The organism is Ruegeria sp. YKSF070, assembly GCF_059612725.1.
On sequence record NZ_JBXWRD010000027.1, the window covers coordinates 38,802 to 64,796 of the forward strand.

Below are 25,995 nucleotides of genomic sequence, written 5' to 3' on the forward strand. Positions count from 1 at the left end.
GCGCGCCCATGATGAACCTCGCGGAATATCGCCGGAAAGGGACGCGGCTGGCGGATTACCTGCCCTGGGCGGCGATGGTGGCGCCCGGCGTGGTGCTGAACAAGGATGGCAGCCTGCAGCGCTCGGCCCGGTTCCGGGGGCCCGATCTCGACAGCGCCGTCGCGGCGGAACTCGTGGCCGCGGCGGGGCGCATCAACAACGCCTTCCGCCGGCTCGGTTCGGGCTGGGCGATCTTCGTCGAGGCGCAGCGGGTGGTCGCGGCCGAGTATCCCGACAGCCGCTTTCCCGATCCGGCCTCGGCGCTCCTCGATGCCGAGCGCCGCGCGGGGTTCGCCGAGCAGGGGGCGCATTTCCAGTCGGACTATCTGCTGACCTTTCTCTACCTGCCGCCCCCAGAGGAGGCCGCGCGGGCCGAGACCTGGCTTTACGAAGGCCGCGACAAGACCGGCATCGATGCAGGCGAGGTGCTCCGCGGCTTCATCGACCGCACCGATCGTGTGCTGGCGCTCTTCGACGGCATTATGCCCGAATGCCGCTGGATGGGTGACAGCGAAACGCTGACCTACCTGCATTCCACGATCTCGACGCAGGCCCACCGCGTCCGCGTGCCGGAAACCCCGGCCTATCTCGACGCGCTTCTGGCCGATCAGCCGCTGACCGGCGGGCTCGAGCCGCGGCTGGGGAATGCCCATCTCCGCGTCCTGACCCTCTCGGGCTTCCCGACGGCCACCACGCCCGGGATCCTCGATGATCTCAACCGGCTGGCCTTTCCCTATCGCTGGGCAACCCGCGCGATCCTGATGGACAAGATGGAGGCCGCGCGGATGGTCGCGCGTATCCGCCGCCAATGGTTCGCCAAGCGGAAGTCCATCGCCGCGATCCTGAAGGAGGTGATGACCAACGAGCAATCGGCGCTGGTCGACACGGACGCCGCCAACAAGGCCGCCGATGCCGACATGGCTTTGCAGGAGCTTGGCGCCGATATCGCGGGCGAGGCCTATGTCACGGCAACGCTCATTGTCTGGGATGAGGACCCGCGCCGCGCCGACGAGAAGCTGCGCCTGGTCGAGAAGGTCGTGCAGGGTCGGGACTTCACCGCCATGGTCGAGACGGTCAACGCCGTCGACGCCTGGCTCGGCTCGCTGCCGGGGCAGGCGTACGCCAATGTCCGCCAGCCGCCGATCTCCACTCTGAACCTCGCCCATATGATCCCGCTCTCCGCCGTCTGGGCAGGGGAGGAGCGGGATGCGCATTTCGACGGCCCGCCCCTGCTTTATGGCAAGACCGAGGGCGCGACGCCGTTTCGTCTCTCGCTCCACGTGGGCGATGTCGGCCACACGCTGGTGGTCGGTCCCACCGGGGCGGGCAAATCGGTGCTGCTCGCGCTCATGGCGCTGCAGTTCCGCCGCTACCCGGGCGCACAGGTCTTCGCCTTCGATTTCGGGGGTTCGATCCGCGCCGCGACCCTCGCCATGGGCGGCGACTGGCATGATCTGGGAGGCGAACTGTCCGAAGGCGCGGAGGCCACGGTCTCCCTCCAACCGCTCGCCCGGATCGACGATCCCACCGAGCGCAGCTGGGCCGCGGGCTGGATCGGTGCGATCCTCGCCCGCGAGGGCATCGTCATCACGCCGGAGGTGAAAGAGCATCTCTGGTCTGCGCTGACCTCGCTGGCCTCGGCCCCGGTCGGCGAGCGCACGATCACCGGTCTCGCCGTCCTGCTGCAATCCTCTGACCTGAAACAGGCCCTGCGCCCCTATTGCCTGGGCGGCGCCCATGGGCGGCTGCTCGATGCCGAGACCGAAGAGCTTGGCGCCGCCTCGGTCCAGGCCTTCGAGATCGAAGGGCTGGTCGGCACCGCCGCGGCACCCGCGGTCCTCGCCTACCTCTTCCACCGCATCGGCGACCGGCTCGACGGCCGACCGACGCTTCTGATCATCGACGAGGGTTGGCTCGCGCTCGATGACGAGGGCTTCGCGGGCCAGCTCCGTGAATGGCTGAAGACGCTGCGCAAGAAGAACGCCTCGGTCATCTTCGCGACCCAGTCGCTGAGCGACATCGACGCCTCGGCCATCGCGCCCGCGATTATCGAAAGCTGCCCGACCCGGCTGCTTCTGCCCAACGAACGCGCGATCGAGCCCCAGATCACCGCGATCTACCGCCGCTTCGGCCTCAATGACCGGCAGATCGAGATCCTCGCCCGCGCCACGCCCAAGCGCGACTACTATTGCCAGTCGCGGCGCGGCAACCGGCTCTTCGAGCTGGGCCTGTCCGAGGTAGGCCTCGCGCTTTGCGCCGCCTCATCCAAATCCGACCAGGCGCTCATCTCGGAAATCCTCGCGGAACATGGCCGCGACGGCTTCCTCGCTGCCTGGCTCGAGGCCCGCGGGGTCGGCTGGGCTGCCGAGTTGATCCCGGAGCTGACCAATCTCGCGCCGGAGCCTGAAGTTCCGGATGCACCGATCCCCCAAGCCCCCGAACCCCCAGAGGAGACCACCCCATGACCCATGCCGCCCATCGCCTGTCCCACCTCGCCAGCGCCTCCGCCTTGGCCCTCGCTCTCGCTGCCCCCATCGGTCTTTCACCGATCTTCGCCACACCCGTGCAGGCCTTCCTCTTCGGCGGGGGCGGGCGCATCGTCTACGACCCGCGCAACCACGCCGAGAACATCCTCTCCGCGGCCCGGGCGCTCGAGCAGATCAACAACCAGATCACCCAGCTGCAGAACGAAGCGCAGATGCTGATGAACCAGGCGCGCAACCTCGCGAGCCTGCCCTATTCCTCGCTGCATGCGCTGCAGCAGAACGTGGACCGGACCCGACAGCTTCTGTCCCAAGCGCAGAACATCGCCTTCGATGTCGCCCAGATCGACCAGGTCTTCCAGCAGGACTATGCCAATATCCCCATGGCCGCGCCTGAGGCGCAGCTTCTGGCCGATGCACGCTCCCGCTGGGAAAACACCGTCGGCGGGCTGCAGGACGCGCTGCGCGTGCAGGCGGGCGTCGTCGGCAATCTCGACGGCCAACGCGCCGAGCTCTCCGCGCTAGTCGGCGAAAGCCAGTCCGCCGTCGGTGCCCTGCAGGCGACCCAGGCGGGCAACCAGCTTCTTGCGCTGCAATCCCAGCAGATCGCCGACCTGATCGCGGTCGTGGCCGCCAATGGCCGCGCCTCGGCGCTCGTCGAGGCTGAGCGGTCTGCGGCCGCCGAACAGGGCTGGATCCAGCGCGAGCGGTTCCTCACCCCGGGCGCGGGCTACCAGCCCGGCAATGCCCGGATGTTCAACAACTGAAGGAGGGCAGGCCCATGGAGGGATCGGTCCTCGCCCGCATCGCCGCCATCGTCTTCGTCGCCATCGCGATCACCGCGGCGGTGGTGGAGATGGGCCGGGACGAGGCGGGGCAGGCGGTGCGTCCGGCGGCTCCACTCATGCCGGAGGTCGATCCCTTGCGGGCCGAACAACGGAGGTGCCAGGAACTGGGCGAGGCCGCGGCCTCTGATCCCGACTGCCTCGCCGTCTGGGCCGAAACCCGCGACCGCTTCCTCGGACGTGACCGGACCGGAGGCGAGTGAGCCATGGGCGGCACCGGCGTCATCGACACCTTCCTCGGGGTCTTCACCTCCTATATCGACTCTGGCTTCGGGCTTCTGGGCGGCGAGGTCGCCTTCATCGCCAGCACGCTCATCGTGATCGACGTGACGCTCGCTGCGCTCTTCTGGGCCTGGGGCGCCGATGACGACATCATCGCCCGTCTCGTGAAAAAAACCCTCTTCGTCGGCGTCTTCGCCTGGCTCATCTCCAACTGGAACAGCCTCGCCGCCATCGTCTTCGACAGTTTCGCGGGGCTGGGATTGCTCGCCTCCGGCACCGGCTTCTCGCCCGCCGATCTCCTGCGCCCGGGTCGGGTGGCGCAGACCGGGCTCGATGCCGGGCGGCCGCTTCTGGAATCCACCGCCGATCTCATGGGCTTTGTCGCCTTCTTCGAGAACTTCATCCAGATCGCCTGCCTGCTCTTCGCCTGGGTGCTGGTGCTCCTGGCCTTCTTTCTGCTCGCGGTGCAGCTCTTCGTAACGCTGATCGAGTTCAAGCTGACGACCCTCGCGGGCTTCGTGCTGATCCCCTTCGGTCTTTTCGGCAAGACCGCTTTCATGGCCGAGCGGGTGCTGGGCAATGTCGTTTCCTCCGGCATCAAGGTGCTGGTGCTCGCCGTGATCATCGGCATCGGCTCGACGCTCTTCGGCCAGTTCACCGCCGGGTTCGGCGGCGTGACACCCACCATCGACGAGGCCATGGCGATCGTGCTGGCCGCGCTCTCGCTCCTCGGTCTCGGTATCTTCGGCCCTGGCATCGCCACGGGCCTTGTCTCCGGTGGCCCGCAAATGGGCGCAGGCGCTGCCGTCGGCACCGGGCTTGCCGTGGGCGGCGCGGCCGTCGCGGCTGGTGGCGGGGCCCTGCTCGGCGCCCGCGGGGCCGGGGCCCTCGCCTCGGGCGGGGCAGCCGCCACGCGCGGAGCCGCTGCCGCCACCGGGGCCGCGTCCACCGCCTACAGTCTCGGATCGATGGGCCAGACCGGGGCCGCCGGTGTGGCCTCCGGACTCGGTGGCGTGGCCCGCGCTGCTGGGTCTGCCGCCGCATCGCCCTTGCGTAGGGCAGCTTCCAAGGCCTCCGACGCCGTCAAGGCAAGCCACGCCGAAGGTGCCCGCGCGGGCTTCGCCGCCACCGGGGGCACCTCCTCGCTTGGCAGCGCGGAAGGCGCGTCGACCGCCATGTCCGCCCCAGCAGGCAGCCCACCGGCCTGGGCGCGCTCCATGCGCCGCAGCCAGGCCATGAGCCATGGTGTTTCCGCCGCCACCCATGCGTTGCGGGCCGGGGACAGTCCCGGTTCCGGTGCCTCCGTTTCCCTCTCAGAAAGCGACCGCCCATGAGCCTCTTCAAACGCGCCGCCGCGCATTACGGCAAGACCCCGGACCCCGAGACCCCTTACCAGAAGGCCGCCCAGGTCTGGGACGAGCGCATCGGCTCCGCCCGGGTGCAGGCCAAGAACTGGCGCCTCATGGCCTTTGGCTGCCTGGTCCTCGCGGGCGGATTCGCGACCGCGCTGGTCTGGCAATCTACACGCGGCACCGTCGTGCCCTATGTCGTCGAGATCGACCGGTACGGCGAGGCGCGCGCCGTCGAGGCCGCCAGTGCCGGGTATCGCCCGAGCGATCCGCAGATCGCCTGGCATCTTGCCCGGTTCATCGAGGAGGTCCGGGGCCTGCCCGCCGATCCCATTGTCGTCCGCCAGAACTGGCTCCGCGCCTATGAGTTCACCACCGACCGTGGTGCGCTGGCGCTGAACGACCATGCCCGCGCCAACGATCCCTTCACGCGGGTCGGCGAAGACCAGGTCTCGGTCGAGGTGTCGAGCGTCATCCGTGCCTCTCCCGACAGCTTCCGGGTCGCCTGGTCCGAGCGGCACTACGAGAACGGCCAGCTCACCCGCACCGAACGCTGGACCGCGATCCTGACCATCGTCATCGACCCGCCGCGCACGGCGGACCGTCTGCGCGCCAACCCCCTCGGAATCTATGTGAACGCGATCAACTGGTCGCGGGAGATGAGCCAATGACCCGACCGATCCTGCCCAGCATCCTCCTCGCCACCACGCTTCTGGCCGGCTGCGCGAGCGACCGTCCGCCGGAATTCGCCTATGACGACGCGGTCCCGCCCTTGCCGTCACCCCCCGTGACCGCACCCGACGACCGCCCGCGCCCGCTCCATGTCCCGCCCGCCTGGAGCCCGAGCCGGGGCGGCGAGGCGGCCGCGACCCCGGTCGCCCAGGTCGGCAATGCCAATGCGGCCGCCCGCGTCGAGCCGCGGCAGGCGGGGTACTTCAACGCGATCCAAATCTACCCCTGGTCCGAGGGCGCTCTCTATCAGGTCTATGCCGCCCCGGGCCAGATCACGACCATCGCCCTCGAACCCGGCGAACGTCTCGCCGGCACCGGCCCGATCGCTGCGGGCGACACCGCGCGCTGGATCATCGGCGACACCGAAAGCGGCGCGGGCCGCGACGCCCGCGTCCTCGTCCTCGTGAAACCCACGCGGCCCGATATCCGCACGAACCTCGTGATCTCGACTGACCGGCGGACCTACCTGATCGAGCTCAACGCCAGCGAAGAGACCTGGATGCCGGCCATCTCCTGGGCCTATCCGCGTGCGCCCGAGAGCCCACGCGTCGCGCCGAACACGCCGCGTATTCCGCCCGCGCATGCCCGCAACCACCGCTACGGACTGCAGGGCGACAGCCCGCCCTGGCGGCCGGTCTCGGTCTTTGATGACGGGCGCCGTACTTATGTCGTCTTCCCGCGTGGCATTGCCCAGGGCGAAATGCCGCCGCTCTTTGTGCTGGGCTCCGATGGCGAGTTGGAGATCGTCAACTCCCGCATCCACGGCAATGTGCTGATCGTCGACCGGCTGTTTGGTGCAGCAGAGCTGCGCTTGGGGCGCGGTCCAAGACAGGAGGTGGTCCGCATCCTGCGGATCGAACCCCAGACAGAGGCGACCGTGGTGCGGCAGGAAGCGGAGCGGGGGACATGAGCGAGACATCGACCGATACCGCCGCCGCCATGCGCCTGCGCGCCGATCCGCCGCGTGTCACGCGGATTTCCCGAAAGGTGATTGTCGGGCTTGGCGTCGTCGCGGGCCTCGGGATAGGTGCTGCACTGATCTACGGGCTGCAACGCCCGGACCGAACTGCGACCCCGGAAGAGCTGATCACCACGGACCGCCGCCAACCCGCCGATGGTCTCCGCGATCTGCCGGGCAGCTATGATGCGATCCCGCGGCTCGGACCGCCGCTGCCGGGCGATCTGGGCGGCGGCATCCTCGATGCGCAGCAACGGGGCCAGCCGATCGCGACCCCAAACCTCGCGCCCCCGACCATGGACCCGGCGGAACAGCAGCGGCTTGCGGAACTGGAGGCCGCCCGGGTTAGTGATCTCTTCTTCCAGACGCGGCCCGGGGCACCAACGTCCACCGGGTTCCAGATGCCGCCTGCGGCTCCGGTAAGCGGTTTGGCCGCTACCCCGGAAACCGACCCAAGTCAGGCCTTCCTGACCGCGCCCACGGATCGCCGAACGGTCGCCCCCGACCGTGTGCACCCCCCGGCCTCACCCTGGCTCCTGCAGGCCGGCTCTGTCATCCCGGCCGCGCTGATTACCGGGATCCGCTCCGACCTGCCGGGCCAGATTACCGCGCAGGTGACCCAAAACGTCTATGACAGCCCGACGGGCAGCCTGCTCCTGATCCCGCAGGGCACCCGCCTGATCGGCGCCTATGACGACAGCGTGACCGTCGGCCAGCGCCGCGTGCTCCTGGTCTGGACACGTCTGATCTTCCCCGATGGGCGATCTCTCGTGCTGGAACGCCAGCCCGGGGCGGATACGGCGGGCTTCGCCGGTCTCGAAGACCGCGTCGACAATCACTGGGGCAGCATCCTGCGCGCAGCAGGGCTTTCGACCCTGCTCGCCGTCGGCGCGGAGCTTTCCCTCGACGAGGAGGATCGCCTCGCCCGCGCGCTCCGCGACGGGGCCGTCGACACGATCAACGAGGCCGGCCAGCGCATCGTCCAGCGCCAGCTGGAGGTCCCGCCGACCCTCACCATTCGCCCGGGCTTCCCCGTCCGCGTGATCGTCACGCGCGATCTCGTCTTCGCGCCACTCGGAGGCTGACATGACCAAGCTGAAACTCGGCCACATCCCGGACGACAAGCCTGTGAAACTCACTGTGGAACTGCCCGCAGAGCTGCATCGCGATCTGATCGCCTATGGTGAAATACTGGGCCGAGAGGCAGGACAGGGGCCGATCGAACCGAAGAAGCTGATTATTCCCATGCTCGAGCGGTTCATCGCGACGGATCGGGGCTTCGCCAAGGCGCGTCGATCGCTCCTCACGCCCCAGGCAGCGAAGCGGGCACCTTGATGAATTGCTCCACGCTCCGAGGAGAATCGAGCCGCGCTACCAAGAAAGCCTGAGCATTCGCGCATGCTCAGAAACGTGAACGTCACGAGTGGCTCTCGAAGACCACGGTCGACCCGTCGCGCAAGACGAGCAGCGTGTCATAGGCGTCGCGCTGGTCACCCATCTCCATGCCAGGCGAGCCGATCGGCATTCCGGGCACCGTGAGGCCAAGTGCGTCCGGGCGTTCTGCCAGCAACCGCTGCACATCGCCAGCCGGTACATGACCTTCGATGAAGTAGCCGTCGATGAAGGCGGTGTGGCAAGAACTCAGTTCCGGTGTGACGCCGGCGCGAGCTTTCATCGACCAGAGTGTTTCCTGATCGACGTCGCGGGCCAGGGCATCGAACCCTGCGCCGGTCATGTGGTCGACCCAAGCCGAACAGCAGCCGCAGGTCGGCGATTTGAAAACTTCCATTTGACCGAGGCTTGCAAGTGCCGGGCGGCCAAGCGTTGTCGCTGTGAAGCCAGAGGCGATCCCGGCAAGGATGAAGTGTCTGCGGTTCATCTGTCCTATCTCCCAATTCGTGATTGTCTTGAGGGCGGCCACGTCACGAGACGCGCAGCCAGGTCATCATTCCGCCGGCCGAGTGCTCCAGCATGTGGCAGTGGAGAAGCCAGTCGCCGGGATTGTCCGCGACGAAGGCCACCTCGACCGTCTCGCCGCGGTTCATCAGAAGTGTGTCGCGCAACGGTCCAACCGAACCATCTGCGGAAATCTGGCGGAAATGGTGGCCGTGCAGGTGCATAGCGTGTGGCCACGCCGTGTCGTTCGTCATGGCGATGCGGATTGTTTCGCCTCGGGCGGCGTCGATCAACGGTGTCTCTCCCATCTCCGCCATTCCATTGAATGCCCAGACCTTGCCGGCTGCTGCCATGTCGCGCATGCCCATCATGCGGTCGCCCATCATGGCGCCCCGCATTCTGCCCATGGCGCCCCCCTCCATGAGAAGCTCCGCGCGCCGGGCCTCGCTGAGTACCCCAAGCGCGGGCACCGGGTTAGTCGGCAGCGGTGCCGGGTCGGCAAGACCGGCGTTCCGGGCAAGTCCGCGAACGGGGAAATCCGCAATTGCGTAGCCGCCGTCACGTTCGAAACTGACGAGTAGCGCCTCTTCGCCTTCCTCAGCGGTCACATCGACGATCAGGTCGGCCCGCTGCGCAGGCGCGAGGGTCAGTCGATCAAGTCGTTCTGGCGTCTCTAGCGGCATGCCATCGAGTGCGACAACCCAACCCTCAAGGCCACGGGCCTGCAGAGCAAAGACCCGTGCATTGGCCGTGTTGACAAGGCGAAGACGCAACCGCGCGCCGCGCTGCACTTCTCGTGACCACGCGCCGTCCCCGTTCACGGTGATCCAGTTGCCGATCCGTCCTGCATGCGCCCAGTCGTGCATGACCCCGAAATCGTCCGTGATTTGCGCTGTGTCGTTCAGACGCCAATCGTCGATGAGCAATACTTCGTCGAGATCGACCTCCGGAGCGCCTTCGGCCTCATCCACTACAAGGGCGCCATAGAGCCCTCGGGCCATCTGCTCCCAGCTGCGATTGTGCGGGTGGTACCAGTAGGTGCCGGCATCCGGCACAATGAAATCGTAGAGAAACTCGTCGCCGGGCTCGACGGCCGTTTGCGTCAGGCCGGCGACACCGTCCATGGCATTTTGGATGCGGATGCCGTGCCAATGAACGCTGGAGGGCTGCGGCAGATCGTTCACAAAGCGCCGCGACATCCTTGTGCCTTGGGCCAAGCGTATCGTCGGCCCTGGGACCAACCCGCCGAAGGCCCAGACTTCCGTCTCCGGATATTCCGCCGGCGCGAGGCGGGCGCGTCCTTGGGCAGCGACGAGGTCTGCAGTGGCATCGGCCAAAGCGATACAAGGGACGCCGAGGCTCGCCACAGAGCCGAGAAGCGTTTTTTGGAACTGGCGGCGGTTTAGGATCGCCATGGGCCTTCTCCAGATATGTATGCGTCGGCTTGAACCGCCTTTGTTTGTTGTGACGCGTTCCTCGCCTGTTCAGACGGGGGTGATGTCACCGTCGTGAGGGCGGCGGTTGTCGTGAGAATGGCCAAGACAAGCGCGCTTTCCACGGCAATGGACCGGCGCAGGCGCTGCGCGGCGCCGGGCACGGCCGCCTTCAGGTCCGGCGTCAGCCGCACCTTGTTCAGCGCAGCGAGACCGAGCACGCCAGCAAAGAGCGCCAACTTGATCAGGAATGCCTGCCCATAGGGCGAAGACAGCGCCTCGGGTGTCGCCGCTCCGAGGAGCACGAGCGTGATAACACCGGCCGCGACGAGCGCAGCAACGACCCAGAAGGCCTTCGTTCCGAATTCATGCGCAAGCGCCCCGGCTTTCGCAGGGGTCTCTTGGCGGGCGGCGCGCGACAACGGTGCGAAGCTTCCGAGCCAGAAGGCGAGGCCTGCGATATGAACGGTCACCAGCGCGCCCAGGAGCAGACGCGGGTCGCCGAGCGCATGACCGCGCAGCGCAAAAGATGCACAGGCAATGAACGCTCCGGCAAACGCGACCCACCTTGCACCCCGCACGGGCAGGAGAATGGTCAGGATGAGCGCCAGTCCGATCAACCGGACGATCAAGCTCGCGCCAAGCGGACTTTCGGCCACAATCCCCAGCATCATCGGATCGATCGCGCCGTCGATGGAGCCACCCAGCAGAAAGCTCGCACGAATGGGGACGCGCAGAATGCTCAGCACGGCCGCTGCCTGAGCGCCGATCACAGCCAACCGGCGAAGCGCGGCGCGGCCATCTTCAGTGATTTCACGAAGACCAATCAATGCCAGCACGCTTCCCGATGCGACCAGCGTCGCGGCGTACACCAGTGTCTTCACGAGGATTGAGATCCACGTCACGGTATCGGCAGAGGCGAGCACAGCGATCATGCCGCGTCAGTCTGCGATCTCGAAGGAAAAGCTGCCCTGCATGGCGTGTCCGTCAGATGCCAGTCCACGCCATTCCACTGTGTAACTGCCCGGCATCAGGGTGGCGGGCACCGCGTGAAACTCCAGCGATGGCTCCAGTCCCGTGCCACGCTCCAGGGGCAAGTCGGCGCCATCGGCATCGAGCAGGCGGACCATCGTGACGCGCATAGGGTCGTTGAATACCATATGGATCATCTCGGGCGTTTCGCTCAGTTGTGCGCCATTCGCCGGGGTCGTCCCCTCCTTCTCGGAATGCGCCAGCAGCGGAGCGGGCGCGAGGCAAAGCGCGGTCGCAGCTAAAATGAAATAGAGTTTTTGGTTCATTGCTTAGTCCCGTATATCTTGATGGAACGACCGGCGCAGAGTGGCCGGTCGCTGCGCTGCGTGGCTCAGTTCGGCATCATCGCGCCAATTGCGTACATGCCGTCCGATCCCTTCACAAGCATGAGCGTAACTTCGTCGCCAGCGGAGATCTCCCCCATCATTTCCGCGTTCTCGAGGAGAGGCAGATCCATCGTCATAGCAGGCCAGCCGATCTCCGGGATCGGGTCGTGGCTGACGTTGGCCGTGCCGACGCCGATCGAGTTGACGACGGCCTTCGTGTGGACCGCGCCTTCCATCTGTTCGGTCGACATCGGCATGTTGGAATGATCCATGCTGCCGTGGTTCATCTGAGCCAAGGCCGGCATGGTCGTTAGGGCCACAAGGCCGAGAGTTGCAGTCAGTATCTTCATCGGAAGCTCCATGAGTTCAGGTTGCAGTTTTCGACTATTCGGCAGGCACTGCTTGTTCAGGCCGCAGAATGAGGGGGGCGATCTCGCGGTTGACACGGGCCAGGGCCAGCATTTTCCAGATCACGAAGATCGAGGGGATCACGAGAAGGGTGAGCAAGGTCGCCGTGACCATGCCACCGATCATGGGGGCAGCGATCCTCTGCATGATCTCCGAACCGGTGCCGGTGCCATACATGATCGGGATCAGGGCTGCGAAGATCGTCGCCACCGTCATGACTTTGGGTCGGACCCGCAGCACTGCGCCCTCGAAGACTGCCTCTTCGATGTCGTCGCGGGTTAGCTGGCGGTTTTCGGCCTGCGCGAGCTTGCGCCTCTTTTCCCAGGAGAGATTGAGATAGAGAAGCATCACGATGGCGGTCTCGACCGCGACACCGGCGAGCGCGATGAAGCCGACGAGAACGGCCACCGAGATGTCGAAGGCGAGATACCACAGGAACCAGACACCTCCTGCCAGCGCCACCGGCAGGGCCGCGAGGATGATGCCCACCTCGATGACCCGGTTGAAGGCCATGAAGAGCATCAGCGTGATGATCAGAAGCGTCGCGGGGGCCACGATGGTGAGCCGTTCCTGCATCCGTTCGATGTACTCGTACTGGCCCGACCAGGTGAGCGAATAGCCCGGCGGCAGTGCGACCTGTTCCGCGACCCGGGCTCGAGCCTCGGCGACGTAGCTGCCAAGGTCGCGGCCTGCGATGTCGATGAAGACGAAGCCGGTGCGCCTTGCGTTCTCGGACCGGATCATGCCGGGTCCATCGACGATCCGGATGTCCGTGAGCGCGGCGAGCGGCACATGAGCACCCGACGGCGTGACCACGGGCAGGTTCTCCAGCCGTTCCGGACTGTCTCGCCAGGATTGCGGATAGCGCAGGTTGATCGGGAACCGTTCAAGCCCTTCGACGGATTCGGAGACCTGCATGCCGCCTATGGCCGTCTGCACCACATCCTGCACGTCGCTGACGCTCATCATGTATCGGGCGGCAGCCTCTCGCTTTACATCAACCTCGATGAAGCGGCCGCCCACGGGGCGTTCGGCATAGGCCGAGGCAGTGCCCTCTATACCCCTGACGGCATCCTCGACCGCGATGCCGATCTGTCCGATGACATCAAGATCGGCGCCCGAGATCTTCACGCCCACGGGCGTCTTGATGCCCGTTGCGAGCATGTCGATCCGGTTCTTGATCGGCTGGATCCAGACGTTGGTGACGCCTGGTATCTGCACGACGCGGTCAAGTTCGTCGCGGATCCTCTCCATCGTCATGCCGGGACGCCATTCCTCCTCGGGCTTCAGCTGGATGGTTGTCTCGATCATCGTCAGAGGGGCCGGATCGGTCGCGGTATCAGCGCGACCGAGCTTGCCGTGCACGGTTTCCACCTCGGGGATGGTGGCGATAAGTCGGTCGGTCTGCTGCAGGACCTCGCGCGCCTTGCCGATGGAGACGCCGGGATAGAGCGTGGGCATGTAGAGGAAGTCGCCCTCGTTCAATTCCGGCATGAACTCGGAGCCGAGACGCTGGAGCGGATACCACATCGAGGCGACGACGGCGCCGGCCAGCAGTGTCGTCGCCCAGGGCCAGGCGATGGCCGCGTCGAGGAACGGGCGATACATCCAGACCACGATGCGGTTCAGCGGATTCTTTCGTTCGGGCAGGATACGGCCGCGCACGAAATAGCCCATCAGCACCGGCACAAGCGTGATCGACAGGATCGCGGCGGCAGCCATGGCGTAGGTCTTGGTGTAGGCGAGCGGCTTGAAGAGGCGCCCTTCCTGATTTTCGAGAACGAAGACCGGAAGAAAGCTCACCGTGATGATCGCGAGGGAATAGAAAAGAGCGGGACCCACTTCGGAGGCGCATTCCTGCACGATCCGCCATCGGTTCTCGGCGGTAAGCTTCTCCTTCTCGAGCCGTCGATGCATTGCCTCGATCATCACGATAGCGGCGTCGACCATGGCGCCGATTGCGATGGCGATGCCGCCCAAGGACATGATGTTGGCGTTTACGCCCTGCGCCTTCATCAGGATGAAGGCCGCAAAGATGCCGAGCGGCAGCGACAAAAGGATGACCAGCGAAGAGCGCAGATGCAGAAGAAAAGCCGCGCAGACCAGCACTACGACGATGAATTCCTCTGTCAGCTTCTTCTGCAGGTTCTCAATGGCGCGTTCGATCACCCCGGAGCGGTCGTAGGTGGTGACGATCTCGACGCCCTCGGGCAGGTTCGGGCGGAGTTCCTCTATTCTCGCTTCAACCGCCTTGATCGTGGCGAGCGCATTTCCTCCCCAGCGCAGGATCACGACGCCACCGACCGCGTCGCCCTCGCCGTCGAACTCGCCGACACCGCGCCGCATCTCGGGCCCGAGCCGGATCTCGGCCACGTCGCCCAGCGTCAAGGCGGCGCCACGCTCGTTGACCATCAGGGGTGCGCTGGCGATGTCGGCAAGTTCGTCAATGTATCCCGACGACCGCACCATGAACTCCGCCTCGCCCATCTCGATCACGCTGCCGCCGGTCTCGCGGTTCGCGGACTGGATGGCGTTGCGCAACTGCTGGAGCGTTATGTCGAAGGCCCTGAGCTTGTTCGGATCGACGACGACCTGGTATTGCTTCACCATTCCGCCGATCGTCGCGACCTCCGAGACGCCTTCGACGGCCTGCAACTCGTATTTCAGGAACCAGTCCTGAAGCGTGCGCAGCTGCGACAGGTCGTGGTTTCCTGAGCGGTCGATCAGGGCATATTGGTAGATCCAGCCTACGCCCGTCGCATCTGGCCCAAGCTGCGGCGACACGCCTTCGGGTAGGCTTCCGGTGATCTGGCCGAGATACTCCAGAACGCGTGAGCGTGCCCAGTAAAGATCTGTGCCATCTTCGAAGACGACGTAGACGAAACTGTCACCGAAGAAGGAGAAGCCGCGCACGTCCTGCGCGCCCGGCACGGCGAGCATCGCAGTGGCGAGCGGATAGGTGATCTGGTTCTCGACGACTTGCGGCGCCTGGCCGGGAAAGGGCGTGCGCACGATCACCTGCACGTCCGACAGGTCCGGTATCGCGTCCACCGGCGTCTCGCGGATGGCCCAGATCCCGGCCGCCGCCATCATGAGCGCGAGCGCCACGATGATGAAGCGGTTCGCGATCGAGGCGCGGATGATGGCCGGGATCATTGCGAAACACCCCGCGCAGCGGTGGTGCCGACGAGTGTCATGGAGAAGTCGGGGTTGCGATGCAGAAGCAGGGTGAGTTCTTCCCCTGTGGGCAGGGCGGCCGGATCAAGCCCGTCCCCGATGGCGAAATCCATCGTCATGCCCGGCATGCCGATTTCGGTCATGGGTCCATGCGTTATGTTGGCTATCCTCGCGTCTGCGTCGACCGCATTGATGGTGCCCGAGACCTCCATCGGCGGCTGCACGGGATCGGCATCGGTCAGCACCATCGTCATGCCGTCGGGGCGCGCGAAGGTGAGCGACATCTCCGTCCCGGTTGCCAGAGACGCCAGATCGAGGTTGGCATCGATGGCGAACTCCATCGTCATTCCCGGCATCCCGATTTCCATGATCGGGCCATGCGTGATGGTCGCCCGACCGGTCGCGGTATCGACGTCGTCGATGGTGCCGGTGACGACGATGGGCGACGCGGTCGGCGCAACAGGCTCGGCCGCCGCCAGCACCATGGTCATGCCGTCCGCGCGCGCGAAGGTGAGCGTCATCTCGCGACCCGTTTCGAGGTAGGCGAGGTGCAATCCCGGATCGACATCGAAGGCCATCGTCATGCCGGGCATACCGATCTCGGTGATCGGTCCGTGGGTGATCGTCGCCTTTCCCGTTGCCGCGTCGATAGCGTCGATCGTTCCGGAAACGATGATTGGCGGGGCCGAAACTGTCGGTGCTTCGCCCCCCTCTTGTGCCGATCCTGCGTCCTCGCGCTCGGCGCGCACCGCGATGATGGAGAACATGCCGTTCTCGTCCTTGGCGAGATCGAACTCAATGGGCGTATCGAGGGGCACGCTCGCGGGATCGAGACCGGCCACATCGAGATCCATCTGCATGGCCGGCCAGCCAAGGTCCGGAATGGGGCCGTGATCGAGCGTCAGCCTGCCGTCCGGCGTCACGGCCAGCGCCATTCCTGTTCCCGTCGCCGCGACACCGTCATCGGGTCCCAGCTCGAGCAGGCCAAGCAGACCGTCGGCGCCCCGGGCGGCGCGGAACGCCACCTCCTCTCCCTCGCGGAGCCGGTCGAGCGACACATCTGCGCGCACCGGAAACTCGGACGTCATGGCGGGCCAGTCGAGGCTCTCCAGCGCGTCATGGCGCAACGTCGCGATCCGCCGTTCCCGGTCGAGCGCGACAAGCGTGCCCGTCCCGCGGGCAGGCTCTTCATCGGTCGGCGCCATTCGCATGAAACCTGCGCTCAGGGCGCTTTCGCTGTCGATCAGGAACTGTGCGGAGGCGACGACCTCCTCGCCCGGAGCCAATCCTTGCAGGATTTCGGTGCGGCCGCCTTCTCCAAAGCTGTCGCGCAGTCCGGTCGTGACAAGCCGCGGCCGGAAGGTGCCTTCGCCCGTTTTCAGGATCACCCGTTCGGCCGCTCCGGTGCGGAGCACCGCCTCGGACGGCACGGTCAGAACCTGACGGCTGACATCGGGAACGAGACTCACGTTACCGAACATCCCCGGACGCAGCAGGCCTTCCGAATTGTCGAACCGCAGGCGAACCGGAAGGGTGCGCGTGCGCGGGTCGAGCTCCGGGTAGACATAATCGATCTCGCCCTCGAAGACTCTTCCGGGAAGATGTTCGAAGCTGGCCATAGCGGTCATCTGTTCGGTCAAACGCGAGATGTCGCGTTCGAAAACATCCACGATCAACCAGACCTGGCTCAGATCCGTAATCGAGACCGCTTGAGTTCCTGGCTGCAGGAACATGCCGTCTGCTGCCTGGAGAGCCACCACGATACCATCCCTCGGCGCTTCGACCGCGATGCGACGCGAGAATTCGCGGGTTTCTTCGATCTCGGCGATCTGCCTTTCGGTGGCACCGTGGCTGCGCAGTTTGTTGCGCGCTGCTTCAATCGACAGTCCGGTGCCGGGTTCGATCGCCCGCAGGAAATCGAAGCTCGCGATGCCGAACTCGGGAGAAAAGAGCTCGAACAGGACGTCGCCCTTCCGGACAGTGTCGCCAACCGCCCTGACATTCAGGACCTCGATCCACCCATCGACGCGCGTGTGAACGTGGCTGGTAAGGTGCTCGTCGTAGCCAACGAAACCGACGGTTTCGATTCTTTGGGCCACATCGGTCATCCGGGCCAGCGCGGTCCTTACTCCGATTGCGTTGACTTCGGCCGCGCTGAGCGAGACTTCCGCCGGATCGCCGGACGGTTCCTGACCGGCATAGACCGGGATCAAGTCCATCCCCATGGGTGACTTGCCCGGTCCGGGCTGCCGGAAATTCGGGTCCATCGGAGCGACCCAATAGAGGACCTCCGGCCCACCCGACCCGCCCGTATTCCCCGGATTGAGGTAGAACCTCTCAAGGGTTATGCCGCCTGCGGTCCCGCCCGCGAGGGCAAGGATCGCGAGAGCCGTGTAGCGTCCACGCATTGCAACCTCCTGACAGCCGATCCGCTTGAGACCGGCCCGAAATTCAATATCGACCCGAGCCAAACGAGGGCTCGGGCCGCCACGAACTTGTCAGGAAAATCGAGGAGGTCGTTCAGGGAGTGGCGTAGCGATCGAAGGTCCGACTACTTGCGCTATGGCCTGATCACATGTGCTTCGGCCGTGATCCGAGGATGTCAAAGTATCCGAGTATTGCAATTCGGAAAGACAGCACGCCGACATGTGGCAGCCTGACGCAGCTTTGGTCTCGGGCTCACAGCACTCTGCGTCTGACTCGCCAGCCGGCATGTGGTGTGATGCATGCGCGATCAAGCCGGGGTCGGATACCGCCCACGCCACGCTTCCGTCGCTCTCGTGTCCTGGATGTTCCATCGCGACAGCTGCAGCCATGCCGCTGATCATGAGCGCAAGGCACATGACCAGCGCCGTCAGACGCTTCGCTGCAAAGCTGTAGGCAGACATCCTCATGAGGTTCAAATAGTTGCGGCAACCTGTCGAGACAACAACATTTTGCGCAACCGCGCTAAAACGAGCCTTGGTGCAGCCGGTCTCGCCATTCGAAGCCAAGGAGCTGAAACTCTGGTGTACGGTTCTGACGAGCGCGCGGTAGAACATCATCGCTAGTCGATCCCATTCGCGCGCTGAAGCGCGCGGATATAGCCGGTGATCCGCAGAACCGCTTCATCGCTGACATTCTCGACAGCCGGCATGTTGCCGAACTGCCAGTGATGTGCTCGCACACCTTGCTTTGCCGCAAGCACGAACGCCATGTCACCGTGGTGGCTTGGCTCGTATATGCGATGGACAAGTGGTGGCCCCTGGTCGGAACCCGCCGCGTTCTCGCCGTGACAGGCTGCGCAATTCGCATCGAAAAGCACTCGCCCGTCTTCCTGCTCCGGTGTCAGGTCCGGCAAGGTCAGAGAGGCTAGGTCTGTGTCGTTCGCGTCATCGCCGTCGGACGAAACAAGCGTCCATGCGATTGCTGCGGCGACCACGAGACCCGCGAAACCATATGCGACAATATGCGTGTTCATGCCGCCGCTGTCTTTCCGCCGGCGAGGTCGTCGAGTATCGGACAGTCCGGGCGATCGTCGCCGTGACACCGTGCTACAAGCACTTGAAGCGTTGCGCGCATGGCTTCGAGTTCTTCGATCTTCCGCGCGATCCGGTCGAGATGTTCGGTGGCCACGTGCTTCACGTCGGCGCTGGCCCGTTCCCGATCCTCATAAAGCGACAGGAGCGCCCGGCATTCCTCGATAGTGAACCCAAGCGAGCGCGCGCGCGCGAGGAAGGCGAGCTTGTGGGCGTCACGTTCCGAGAAGTCTCGATAGCCGTTCGCGCCGCGCGCGGGCCGCACGAGGTCGATATCCTCGTAGTAACGGATCGTTTTCGCAGGCAGGCCGCTCGCGGCTGCCGCCTCGCCGATGTTCATCACTATACCTCCTCGTGTTCCGTCTAGGGCCTCCAGTCACTGGAAGGTCAAGCTGTTTTGGAACCTTCCTGCGTGGGAAGGTGGTTCACAGAGTCAGGAGGTTTACAAAGATGAACTATTCTCGCTTTTTTGCGATGATCGCGACGTCGACAGTGGTCATGTACGGCTTGATGTATCTCAACACCTACGCCATCGATCACGTTTTCTATTCGCAAACTCGGATGTGGATGGCGCTCTATATGGGAGCGGCCATGTCGGTTGTGATGTTGGCTTTCATGTTGGGAATGTATTCGAACAAGACTGCGAATATCGCGATCTTCGCCGGGGCTGCCATTGCATTCGCAGTTTCTCTGTATCTGGTTCGCAGCCAAGACACGGTTGGAGACCTTGCATGGATGCGCGCGATGATCCCCCATCATTCGATTGCCATTCTCACAAGTGAGCGCGCCGACATTTCCGATCCGAGGGTTCGCGCGCTGGCCGATGCGATCATCGAGGCGCAACGCAGAGAGATCGAAGAAATGAAGATCTACATCGACGACATCTTGCGGAACGGAGACGCTGCCCCGGGGACAGAGCGCGTCGAACCGTAGTTCGACCGCCCCTTGACCTTCCAGTTACTGGAGGGACTACCTCTGTGCCAAGTAGAGGAGCAAACCATGTCCGACACAGCGCTCGACGCCGACACGATCACTCGCGATCCCGTCTGCGGCATGACCGTGGACCCGGAGGCGGGCAAACCGACCGCCTCGCACAACGGCCATCTCTTTCACTTCTGCCACGAGGGCTGCCGCGCGAAGTTCGAGGCGGACCCAGAGGCCTACGTGGAAGCTGAAGATCCGGTCTGCGGCATGACCGTCAACCGCGCCACCGCACGGCACGTGGCCAAGCATGCGGGCGAGCGGTTCTTTTTCTGCTCGAGCCAGTGCAAGGAGACGTTCGAGGCCGCGCCTGACCACTATCTCGGCGACCGGCCCGCCTCCGAACCCATGCCCGAGGGCACGCTCTACACCTGTCCGATGGACCCCGAGATCGTTCAGGAAGGGCCGGGAGACTGCCCGATTTGCGGGATGGCGCTGGAGCCGATGATGCCCTCGGCGGATGCCGGGCCGAATCCGGAATTGATCGACTTCCGCCGCAGGTTGTGGATCGGGGCGCCGCTGGCGCTGGCCGTTCTGGTGCTGGAGATGGGCGGGATGTTGGGCCTGCCCTGGGCCGACTGGTTTGGGGGCACGACTGTGCGATGGCTTCAGTTCCTGCTCGCCACGCCCGTGGTGATCTGGGTGGCGCAGCCGTTCTTCAAGCGCGGCTGGTCCTCCATCGTGACCGGTAATCTCAATATGTGGACTCTGATCGCGATCGGCACCGGCGCGGCCTACGGCTTCAGCCTGGTCTCGCTCCTGCTGCCCGGGATCTTCCCCGCCGCGCTGCACGGCCACCACGGCCCGCCGCTCTATTTCGAGGCCTCGGCGGTGATCCTGATCCTCGTACTTGTCGGCCAAGTCATGGAGCTGACCGCACGCGATCGCACCGGGGATGCGATCCGGGCGCTGATGGACCTCGCACCGAAGACTGCTCGGCGGGTGACGGACGCCGGCGAAGAGGACGTGCCGCTCGATGCCGTGGAGGCGGGGGACAGGTTGCGCGTGCGTCCGGGCGAATCCGTGCCGGTGGATGGCATCGTCGCCGAAGGCCGATCCTCGGTCGATGAAAGCATGATCACCGGCGAACCCGTGCCGGTCGAAAAGACCGAAGGGGATGCGGTGACCGGCGGCACCCTGAACAAGACCGGCTCCTTCGTCATGACGGCCGAGGCAGTCGGGAGCGACACGGTGCTCAGCCGTATCGTCGCCATGGTGGCGCAGGCGCAGCGCTCGCGCGCGCCGATTCAGGCCTTGGCGGATCGGGTTGCCGGCTACTTCGTGCCGGCGGTGATCGGCATCGCGGTGCTGGCCTTCATCCTGTGGCTGGTCCTCGGGCCGTCGCCCGCGCTCGGCTATGCCGTTGTCGCCGCGGTGAGCGTGCTGATCATTGCGTGCCCCTGCGCGCTCGGCCTCGCCACGCCGATGTCGATCATGGTGGCGACGGGGCGCGGCGCGCAGGCGGGCGTTTTGATCCGGGACGCCGAGGCGCTCGAGCGGTTTGCAAAGGTGGATGTTCTCGTCGTCGACAAGACTGGAACGCTGACAGAAGGCCGGCCCAGTCTGACCGACGTCGTTGCCCTCGGCGACTATGACGAAACCCGCGTCCTTGCGCTCGCGGCGGCGCTGGAGCGGGGTTCGGAACATCCGCTGGCGGAGGCGATCTTGTCGGGCGCCGAAGAGCGGGGTGCGCCACGCCTTGAGGCAACCGATTTCGATGCGGTGACCGGCAAAGGTGTACGCGGCAATGTGGATGGCACCGCGGTCGCGCTCGGCAATGGCCGATTGATGGACGATCTCGGGATCGACCTTGCAGAGGTCGAGTCTCGCATCGCAGGGCTGCAGGACGACGGGAAGACGGCGATGCTGCTGGGTGTCGACAGGCAGCTTGCCGGGATCGTGGCGGTCGCCGACCGGATCAAGGAGACGACCTCAGGGGCTATCCGCGACCTTCACAAGGCTGGGCTGCGCATCGTCATGGCCACGGGCGATAGCCAGCGAACCGCCGAGGCGGTCGCACGAGAGCTGGGCATCGACGAGGTGCGCGCGGGCGTGTCGCCGGAGGACAAGGCGGCACTTGTCGAAGAGTTGAAGGGCAACGGCCTTTCCGTTGCGATGGCGGGCGACGGGGTGAACGACGCACCCGCGCTTGCCGCGGCGGACGTGGGCATCGCCATGGGCACTGGCGCGGATGTCGCGGTCGAAAGCGCGGGCGTGACGCTGGTGAAGGGCGACCTGCGCGGCATTGTCCGGGCGCGCGTGCTGGCGCAGGCCACCATGCGCAACATCCGCGAGAACCTGTTCTTCGCCTTCGTCTACAACTCTGCAGGCGTTCCGGTGGCGGCGGGGATCCTGTTTCCGTTCTTCGGCGTCCTGCTCTCACCCATGATCGCGGCGGCCGCAATGAGCCTGTCCTCGGTGTCGGTGATCGGCAACTCGCTACGCTTGCGGGGCATCAAGCTGTGAGGACCCAAAACTACCTTGTTGGGATCGTTGCGATTGCAGGGATCGCCGCTGCAGGATGGTTCTGGAGCGGCGCTGCAAGCGGACCGGCCGGCACGATCCATGTCGCGGACCTTTCGCGGGGCGAAGCGATCTATGCCGTGGCCTGCGCCTCTTGCCACGGCGCAAATCTAGAGGGGCAAACGGACTGGCGCTCGCCCGGTCCCGACGGTCGGTTGCCAGCGCCTCCGCATGACGCCTCTGGGCACACTTGGCATCACTCTGACCGGGTTCTCCTAGACATCACCATGCGCGGCACAGCGGCGGTCGTCGGCGGCGGCTACGAGAGCAACATGCCGGGCTTTGGAGATGCTTACACAGAAGAAGAACTGCGCGACGTCCTTGAATGGATCAAGACTCAGTGGCCGGAACGAGAGCGTGCCTATCAGGCCGGCGTCACCGCACAGGACGAGGCAATCAGATGAGTGAAAGCGAAGGGGCAGAAAAACCACGCGCCTTGCATCGCCGCGCAGCACTTCTCGGGGCAGTGGCGGCGGCTGCAGGAGCTGGGTGGGCATGGCCAAGGGTAGCGCAGCTTTTTGTCGGAGACTTCGACTTCGAGCCATTGGACGACCCGCGGGGCTTCCGCCGCATCGCAGCTGGCGAGACCAGTGGCATGCCCAGCCCTTTCTTCGGGTTGGAGGCGCCGGACGAGCGGGAGCAAGCGATACCCGAGGAGGCAGTGCGCGCTGACCTGTGCACAGGCCTGTTCGGCGGGTCGCCTCCCGCGGGCGTCGTGCCGATCGCGTCGTTCTCGGACTACAACTGCCCGTTCTGCCGTGTGCTGACGGAGAGACTTTCCAATCTTGAAGAGCGCTCCGGTGGCGGCATTCGGATCACGTGGCACGAATGGCCAAGGCTTGGGCCGACGTCGATCTCGGCTGCACGGGCAGCACTCGCCGCCGACATGCAAGGCGCTTACGCAGCCTTTCACAAGCGACTGATGCGCGGGCGTTTCGTTGCGACGTCGGAATACCTGGAGATCCTTGCCTGGGATATCGGCGTGGACGGGGACCGCTTGCTTTCGGACATGGAGGGCGACGCGGTTTCCGCGCGATTGCGCACCACCGAAGCGGCCGCCCGCATCTTCGGTTTCATTGGGACGCCTTCTCTCGTGGTAGGACGCACTGTCGTGGTCGGAACTGTGTCCGAAAGCGTGATCGCGGCCCTTGTCGAACAGGAACGTCGCGAGGGTCCGCTGCCTGTTTGTAGTGCGTGAGAGCCGTGCTCAATTCGCCCTCCCGAGTTACTTCAGCGTCAAACGCACCCGTCCGCGTTCGGGCCTGGTCAGAACACCACGCTTCTCGAGTGCCGCAATGGCACGGTAGAGCGCAGGTGGCGTGACATCGAGATCCGCCGCAATCGATATGAGCGACGTTACCCTAGGCAAGGCGCCGGTCGCGTCTCCGAGATCGCTGAGCCTGGCGAGAACCCGTTCGGTCAGCGGGGTAATCGCACGAAGCTCGAGCAGGCGCCGGGCCGTCATCAAAGACTGCGCCAAGTGCAGACTGAAGACATGTCCAAGTTTGGGCTGGGTTTCGAACGCCTCAAGCACCAATCTCTTCGGCAAAAGGCGAAGACGCGATGGCTCCACTGCGATGGCGTCGCAATGACAGGTCTCGGCGAAGATTGACGCCTCTGCGAACGTTTCGCCCGCGCGCGCCACATGTATCCGTACACTGCGTCCGGTCTCCGTATGGCGCAAAAGATCGATCCGGCCGTCTGTCAGGAACGGGAGCCCGGGAGGATTGTCGCCCTGACGAAACAGGGGCTGCCCCGGCTTCAGACTTACACTGCGCGCGCCCCCTGAGTGGCATGCCTGTTCAAGTCGATCGAAGAATTCCTGCGCTGACATGATCGCGATCATATCTGAACATACAGCGTCTTTGATAGGGTGCCGCCAACGAGAAGGAGTTTCGCATGTTTTTCAGAGTGCTCGCGATGACGCTTGCAACGATGGCTGCCGTGGGGGCGACGCCTTTAACGGCCCAACACGAGGACCATTCGGGCCACGCAGGCCATGTCATGGCAGGACCCGAAGTATCGGGCATTCCTTCTGAGCCAGGAGACGGCACCTTCGCCGCGATCATTGAAATCGTGGCCATGCTCTCCGCTGACCCAGACACCGATTGGACCCGCGTCGACATCGGCGGGCTGCGAGAACACCTGGTCGACATGAACCAACTCGTGATCGGCGCCAGCGTTCACTCCGAACCTCTGCCAAACGGCCTCAGTATGCGGATCGAAACGTCGGGGCGCGCCGGTGAGGCCGCGTCCCGGATGGTTCCCGCGCATGCCCCGTTTCTCTTGGCCGAGACCGGGTGGCAGTCGGAGGTTGCCAGCGAAGGCGATGAAATCGTCTGGACGGTCACCGCGACAGATGCTGGAGCCGTCGCACGTATCCAAGCACTCGGGTTCTTCGGGCTGATGGCAACCGGCGATCACCATCGGATGCACCACATGGCAATGGCCAGAGGCGAGGCCGCCCACTGAGCCGAACGGTCTGCCGACGCTCTCGGTGATCAATTTGTGTGCCCTTGGCTCACAAGCGCCCTTAAGGCGCTCATTGAACGTTTCGGCTTCTGCTCTTTTTGCACTTGTCAGAGTGCTGACCGGATCATGCTGTGTCGGGTCGTATCAACCGTCGGCCGATACGTACGAAATGGCGTTTGCAAGCACCGACAAGCCGACGGCCACCGACAGAGATATCAGGAGTGCAATGGCAATCGACCCGCCGAACTTCGGAAGACGCCGAAGGATTGGCTCAAGCCGCTCAGAACGCCTGATTGCGGTCGCGTACAAAGGAATTGCGCTGATGAAAGTCGCATAGAAATATACTCCGGATATGTTCTCGAACAGAGCGGAGCGTGCCAGAGTGGGTGCGACGACCTGAAGGGCAGTGGCACGACTGCCTCCGAACGATCCATACCAGTCGGCTGAAACGACGTAGATCAAGGCATGTAAGCAAACGAAGAGGCCAAGTCTGAGGAAGACGTCGAGGACGATGTAGGTTGCCGGATCTCGAGCCTGCCTAGCTCGTTCGTGAGATAGTGCGAATAGGAAGAAACCGGCATAATTGATGACGAAGACCACTGGCAGGCCATTCGTCACAACCTGCCTCAGAAAACGCCTCAGAGAAGGTCCTCCGTCGGCTAAGGCAGATGTAAACCCAGGCGAAAGCACAACGTAAAGCAGCAGGACTGGCAACAATCCCGCCAGACTGAAAAGCAAGACGTTTCGGAGGAATTGCATTCCTGGCATCTGGGTTGAGAAGTACCGTTCCAAACCACCAGCCTCAGGTCCCGTTAATTCTAGATTAGGCTGGAAGGTAGCAAGATGGCCATGGAGGATCGGACCGAAACAGAAGGCGTCGGAGACGTTTGGGCTGTTTTTGTGCGAATCATGTGCACAGGGCGTATCGGCAGGCTCCTCTGCAGGCGAGAAAGCTGAAATCACGTAACCCGCACGTTTTCACGCCGCGCCTCCCCATTTTACGCCGCAACCCTCGGGACCACCCTTTCGACCAACCGCAGAAATCGTGAGTTGCGAGCCCCCGCAACCAACGATACTTGCGATGCCTCCGCCGGTCCTGCCGCGGAGGTTTTTGCGTTTTGGCCGCCCGCCCGCCGGGATCGTCTGCTGCGCCCTCCCGCAACCAAATCACTTAAGTAATACAGCCGCTTAAGAGCCTCCCGAACGGGAGGCCTTTTGCATTTCGCGGCCGTGTCAACACTGTGTCAACAGAACCCCGACGCCCCGTGTCAAAGAATGTTGCCGAGTCGCATCCTACGATCCCGATCAGGCATCTCGGTGCGAGCTGACGGGGCTAGGGTCAGAATGCATTGATTTTGGTCGCACGGCGTGATTCACGGCTCAGAAAATGGAGCGGTGACATGAGCGACCTTTACTGGCTGACTGACGCGCAGATGGCCAAGCTCGCCCCTTTCTTCCCAAAGTCGCACGGCAAGCCGCGAGTTGATGACAGGCGGGTTCTGAGTGGGATTATCTTCATCAATCGCAATGGGTTGCGCTGGCGGGACGCGCCTGCCGCCCATGGTCCACACAAGACGCTCTACAGCCGGTGGAAACGTTGG

The 25,995-nt window shown here is 64.6% G+C and carries 24 protein-coding genes; 14 read left to right on the forward strand and 10 right to left on the reverse strand.

The features are described 5' to 3' along the window. Positions 1 to 8: 8 nt before the first annotated feature. The 8 genes from trbE to AC2FL1_RS14175 are packed head-to-tail and all read left to right on the forward strand — an operon-like array spanning position 9 to position 7,963. Positions 9 to 2,504, forward strand: coding sequence for a conjugal transfer protein TrbE (gene trbE / locus AC2FL1_RS14140; RefSeq protein ID WP_496877366.1), 2,496 nt, complete (start codon positions 9 to 11; stop codon positions 2,502 to 2,504). Continuing rightward, positions 2,501 to 3,289, forward strand: a complete 789-nt coding sequence (gene trbJ / locus AC2FL1_RS14145) for a P-type conjugative transfer protein TrbJ (RefSeq protein WP_496877367.1) — start codon at positions 2,501 to 2,503, stop codon at positions 3,287 to 3,289. The genes trbE and trbJ overlap by 4 nt, the downstream gene beginning before the upstream one ends. A gap of 14 nt (positions 3,290 to 3,303) precedes the next feature. Further along, positions 3,304 to 3,570: a putative entry exclusion protein TrbK-alt gene (gene trbK-alt, locus AC2FL1_RS14150; RefSeq protein ID WP_496877368.1), complete on the forward strand. Its 267-nt coding sequence runs from the start codon at positions 3,304 to 3,306 to the stop codon at positions 3,568 to 3,570. 3 nt (positions 3,571 to 3,573) lie between these two features. Then, complete coding sequence (trbL, locus tag AC2FL1_RS14155) at positions 3,574 to 4,923, forward strand: P-type conjugative transfer protein TrbL (protein ID WP_496877369.1); 1,350 nt, start codon at positions 3,574 to 3,576, stop codon at positions 4,921 to 4,923. Further along, the gene (gene trbF / locus AC2FL1_RS14160) at positions 4,920 to 5,609 is read left to right on the forward strand and encodes a conjugal transfer protein TrbF (protein WP_496877370.1); all 690 of its coding nucleotides are present in this window, start codon (positions 4,920 to 4,922) and stop codon (positions 5,607 to 5,609) included. Before trbL ends, trbF begins: the two co-directional genes overlap by 4 nt. After that, a complete protein-coding gene (gene trbG / locus AC2FL1_RS14165; RefSeq protein ID WP_496877371.1) occupies positions 5,606 to 6,580 on the forward strand; it encodes a P-type conjugative transfer protein TrbG in 975 nt (324 codons plus the stop codon). Before trbF ends, trbG begins: the two co-directional genes overlap by 4 nt. Further along, a complete protein-coding gene (locus AC2FL1_RS14170; RefSeq protein ID WP_496877372.1) occupies positions 6,577 to 7,713 on the forward strand; it encodes a TraB/TrbI/VirB10 family type IV secretion system protein in 1,137 nt (378 codons plus the stop codon). The genes trbG and AC2FL1_RS14170 overlap by 4 nt, the downstream gene beginning before the upstream one ends. Before the next feature lies 1 nt (position 7,714). Continuing rightward, the gene (locus AC2FL1_RS14175) at positions 7,715 to 7,963 is read left to right on the forward strand and encodes a DUF2274 domain-containing protein (protein ID WP_496877373.1); all 249 of its coding nucleotides are present in this window, start codon (positions 7,715 to 7,717) and stop codon (positions 7,961 to 7,963) included. A gap of 82 nt (positions 7,964 to 8,045) precedes the next feature. Here the strand turns inward: AC2FL1_RS14175 and AC2FL1_RS14180 are convergent, their stop codons facing one another. From AC2FL1_RS14180 to cueR, 9 genes are all read right to left on the reverse strand, one after another. Next, on the reverse strand, positions 8,046 to 8,507 hold the full coding sequence (locus tag AC2FL1_RS14180; protein ID WP_496877374.1) for a DUF411 domain-containing protein: 462 nt from the start codon (positions 8,505 to 8,507) through the stop codon (positions 8,046 to 8,048). Between the two features lie 43 nt (positions 8,508 to 8,550). After that, a complete protein-coding gene (locus AC2FL1_RS14185; RefSeq protein ID WP_496877375.1) occupies positions 8,551 to 9,939 on the reverse strand; it encodes a multicopper oxidase family protein in 1,389 nt (462 codons plus the stop codon). After that, positions 9,927 to 10,892 carry a CopD family protein gene (locus tag AC2FL1_RS14190; RefSeq protein WP_496877376.1) on the reverse strand — a complete coding sequence of 322 codons (966 nt, stop codon included), beginning with the start codon at positions 10,890 to 10,892 and terminating at the stop codon, positions 9,927 to 9,929. The genes AC2FL1_RS14185 and AC2FL1_RS14190 overlap by 13 nt, the downstream gene beginning before the upstream one ends. Positions 10,893 to 10,898: 6 nt before the next feature. Continuing rightward, entirely contained in the window at positions 10,899 to 11,255 is a 357-nt protein-coding gene (locus AC2FL1_RS14195; RefSeq protein WP_496877377.1) for a copper resistance CopC family protein, read from the reverse strand. Positions 11,256 to 11,320: 65 nt separating this feature from the next. Next, entirely contained in the window at positions 11,321 to 11,665 is a 345-nt protein-coding gene (locus AC2FL1_RS14200; protein ID WP_496877378.1) for a copper-binding protein, read from the reverse strand. 34 nt (positions 11,666 to 11,699) lie between these two features. Beyond that, the gene (locus tag AC2FL1_RS14205; protein WP_496877379.1) at positions 11,700 to 14,879 is read right to left on the reverse strand and encodes an efflux RND transporter permease subunit; all 3,180 of its coding nucleotides are present in this window, start codon (positions 14,877 to 14,879) and stop codon (positions 11,700 to 11,702) included. After that, positions 14,876 to 17,308, reverse strand: coding sequence for an efflux RND transporter periplasmic adaptor subunit (locus AC2FL1_RS14210; RefSeq protein ID WP_496877380.1), 2,433 nt, complete (start codon positions 17,306 to 17,308; stop codon positions 14,876 to 14,878). Before AC2FL1_RS14210 ends, AC2FL1_RS14205 begins: the two co-directional genes overlap by 4 nt. Before the next feature lie 638 nt (positions 17,309 to 17,946). Then, complete coding sequence (locus AC2FL1_RS14215) at positions 17,947 to 18,360, reverse strand: c-type cytochrome (protein WP_496877381.1); 414 nt, start codon at positions 18,358 to 18,360, stop codon at positions 17,947 to 17,949. Then, positions 18,357 to 18,758 (reverse strand): Cu(I)-responsive transcriptional regulator, encoded by a 402-nt coding sequence (cueR, locus tag AC2FL1_RS14220; protein WP_496877382.1) that lies wholly within the window; start codon positions 18,756 to 18,758, stop codon positions 18,357 to 18,359. Before cueR ends, AC2FL1_RS14215 begins: the two co-directional genes overlap by 4 nt. 110 nt (positions 18,759 to 18,868) lie before the next feature. Here cueR and AC2FL1_RS14225 point away from each other — a divergent pair, with 110 nt between their 5' ends. From AC2FL1_RS14225 to AC2FL1_RS14240, 4 genes are all read left to right on the forward strand, one after another. Then, positions 18,869 to 19,351, forward strand: coding sequence for a DUF305 domain-containing protein (locus tag AC2FL1_RS14225; RefSeq protein ID WP_496877383.1), 483 nt, complete (start codon positions 18,869 to 18,871; stop codon positions 19,349 to 19,351). A gap of 66 nt (positions 19,352 to 19,417) precedes the next feature. Further along, on the forward strand, positions 19,418 to 21,865 hold the full coding sequence (locus tag AC2FL1_RS14230; RefSeq protein ID WP_496877384.1) for a heavy metal translocating P-type ATPase: 2,448 nt from the start codon (positions 19,418 to 19,420) through the stop codon (positions 21,863 to 21,865). Next, on the forward strand, positions 21,862 to 22,326 hold the full coding sequence (locus AC2FL1_RS14235) for a c-type cytochrome (RefSeq protein WP_496877385.1): 465 nt from the start codon (positions 21,862 to 21,864) through the stop codon (positions 22,324 to 22,326). Before AC2FL1_RS14230 ends, AC2FL1_RS14235 begins: the two co-directional genes overlap by 4 nt. Then, positions 22,323 to 23,120: a DsbA family protein gene (locus AC2FL1_RS14240; protein ID WP_496877386.1), complete on the forward strand. Its 798-nt coding sequence runs from the start codon at positions 22,323 to 22,325 to the stop codon at positions 23,118 to 23,120. The genes AC2FL1_RS14235 and AC2FL1_RS14240 overlap by 4 nt, the downstream gene beginning before the upstream one ends. A 27-nt stretch (positions 23,121 to 23,147) precedes the next feature. Here the strand turns inward: AC2FL1_RS14240 and AC2FL1_RS14245 are convergent, their stop codons facing one another. Continuing rightward, positions 23,148 to 23,768, reverse strand: a complete 621-nt coding sequence (locus AC2FL1_RS14245; RefSeq protein ID WP_496877387.1) for a Crp/Fnr family transcriptional regulator — start codon at positions 23,766 to 23,768, stop codon at positions 23,148 to 23,150. Between the two features lie 53 nt (positions 23,769 to 23,821). Between AC2FL1_RS14245 and AC2FL1_RS14250 the strand changes: the two genes are divergently transcribed. Together AC2FL1_RS14250 and AC2FL1_RS14255 are read left to right on the forward strand one after the other, a co-directional pair. Beyond that, positions 23,822 to 24,394, forward strand: a complete 573-nt coding sequence (locus tag AC2FL1_RS14250) for a hypothetical protein (RefSeq protein ID WP_496877388.1) — start codon at positions 23,822 to 23,824, stop codon at positions 24,392 to 24,394. A gap of 1,400 nt (positions 24,395 to 25,794) precedes the next feature. Continuing rightward, a partial coding sequence (locus AC2FL1_RS14255; RefSeq protein ID WP_496877389.1) for a transposase occupies positions 25,795 to 25,995 on the forward strand: 201 nt, incomplete at its 3' end.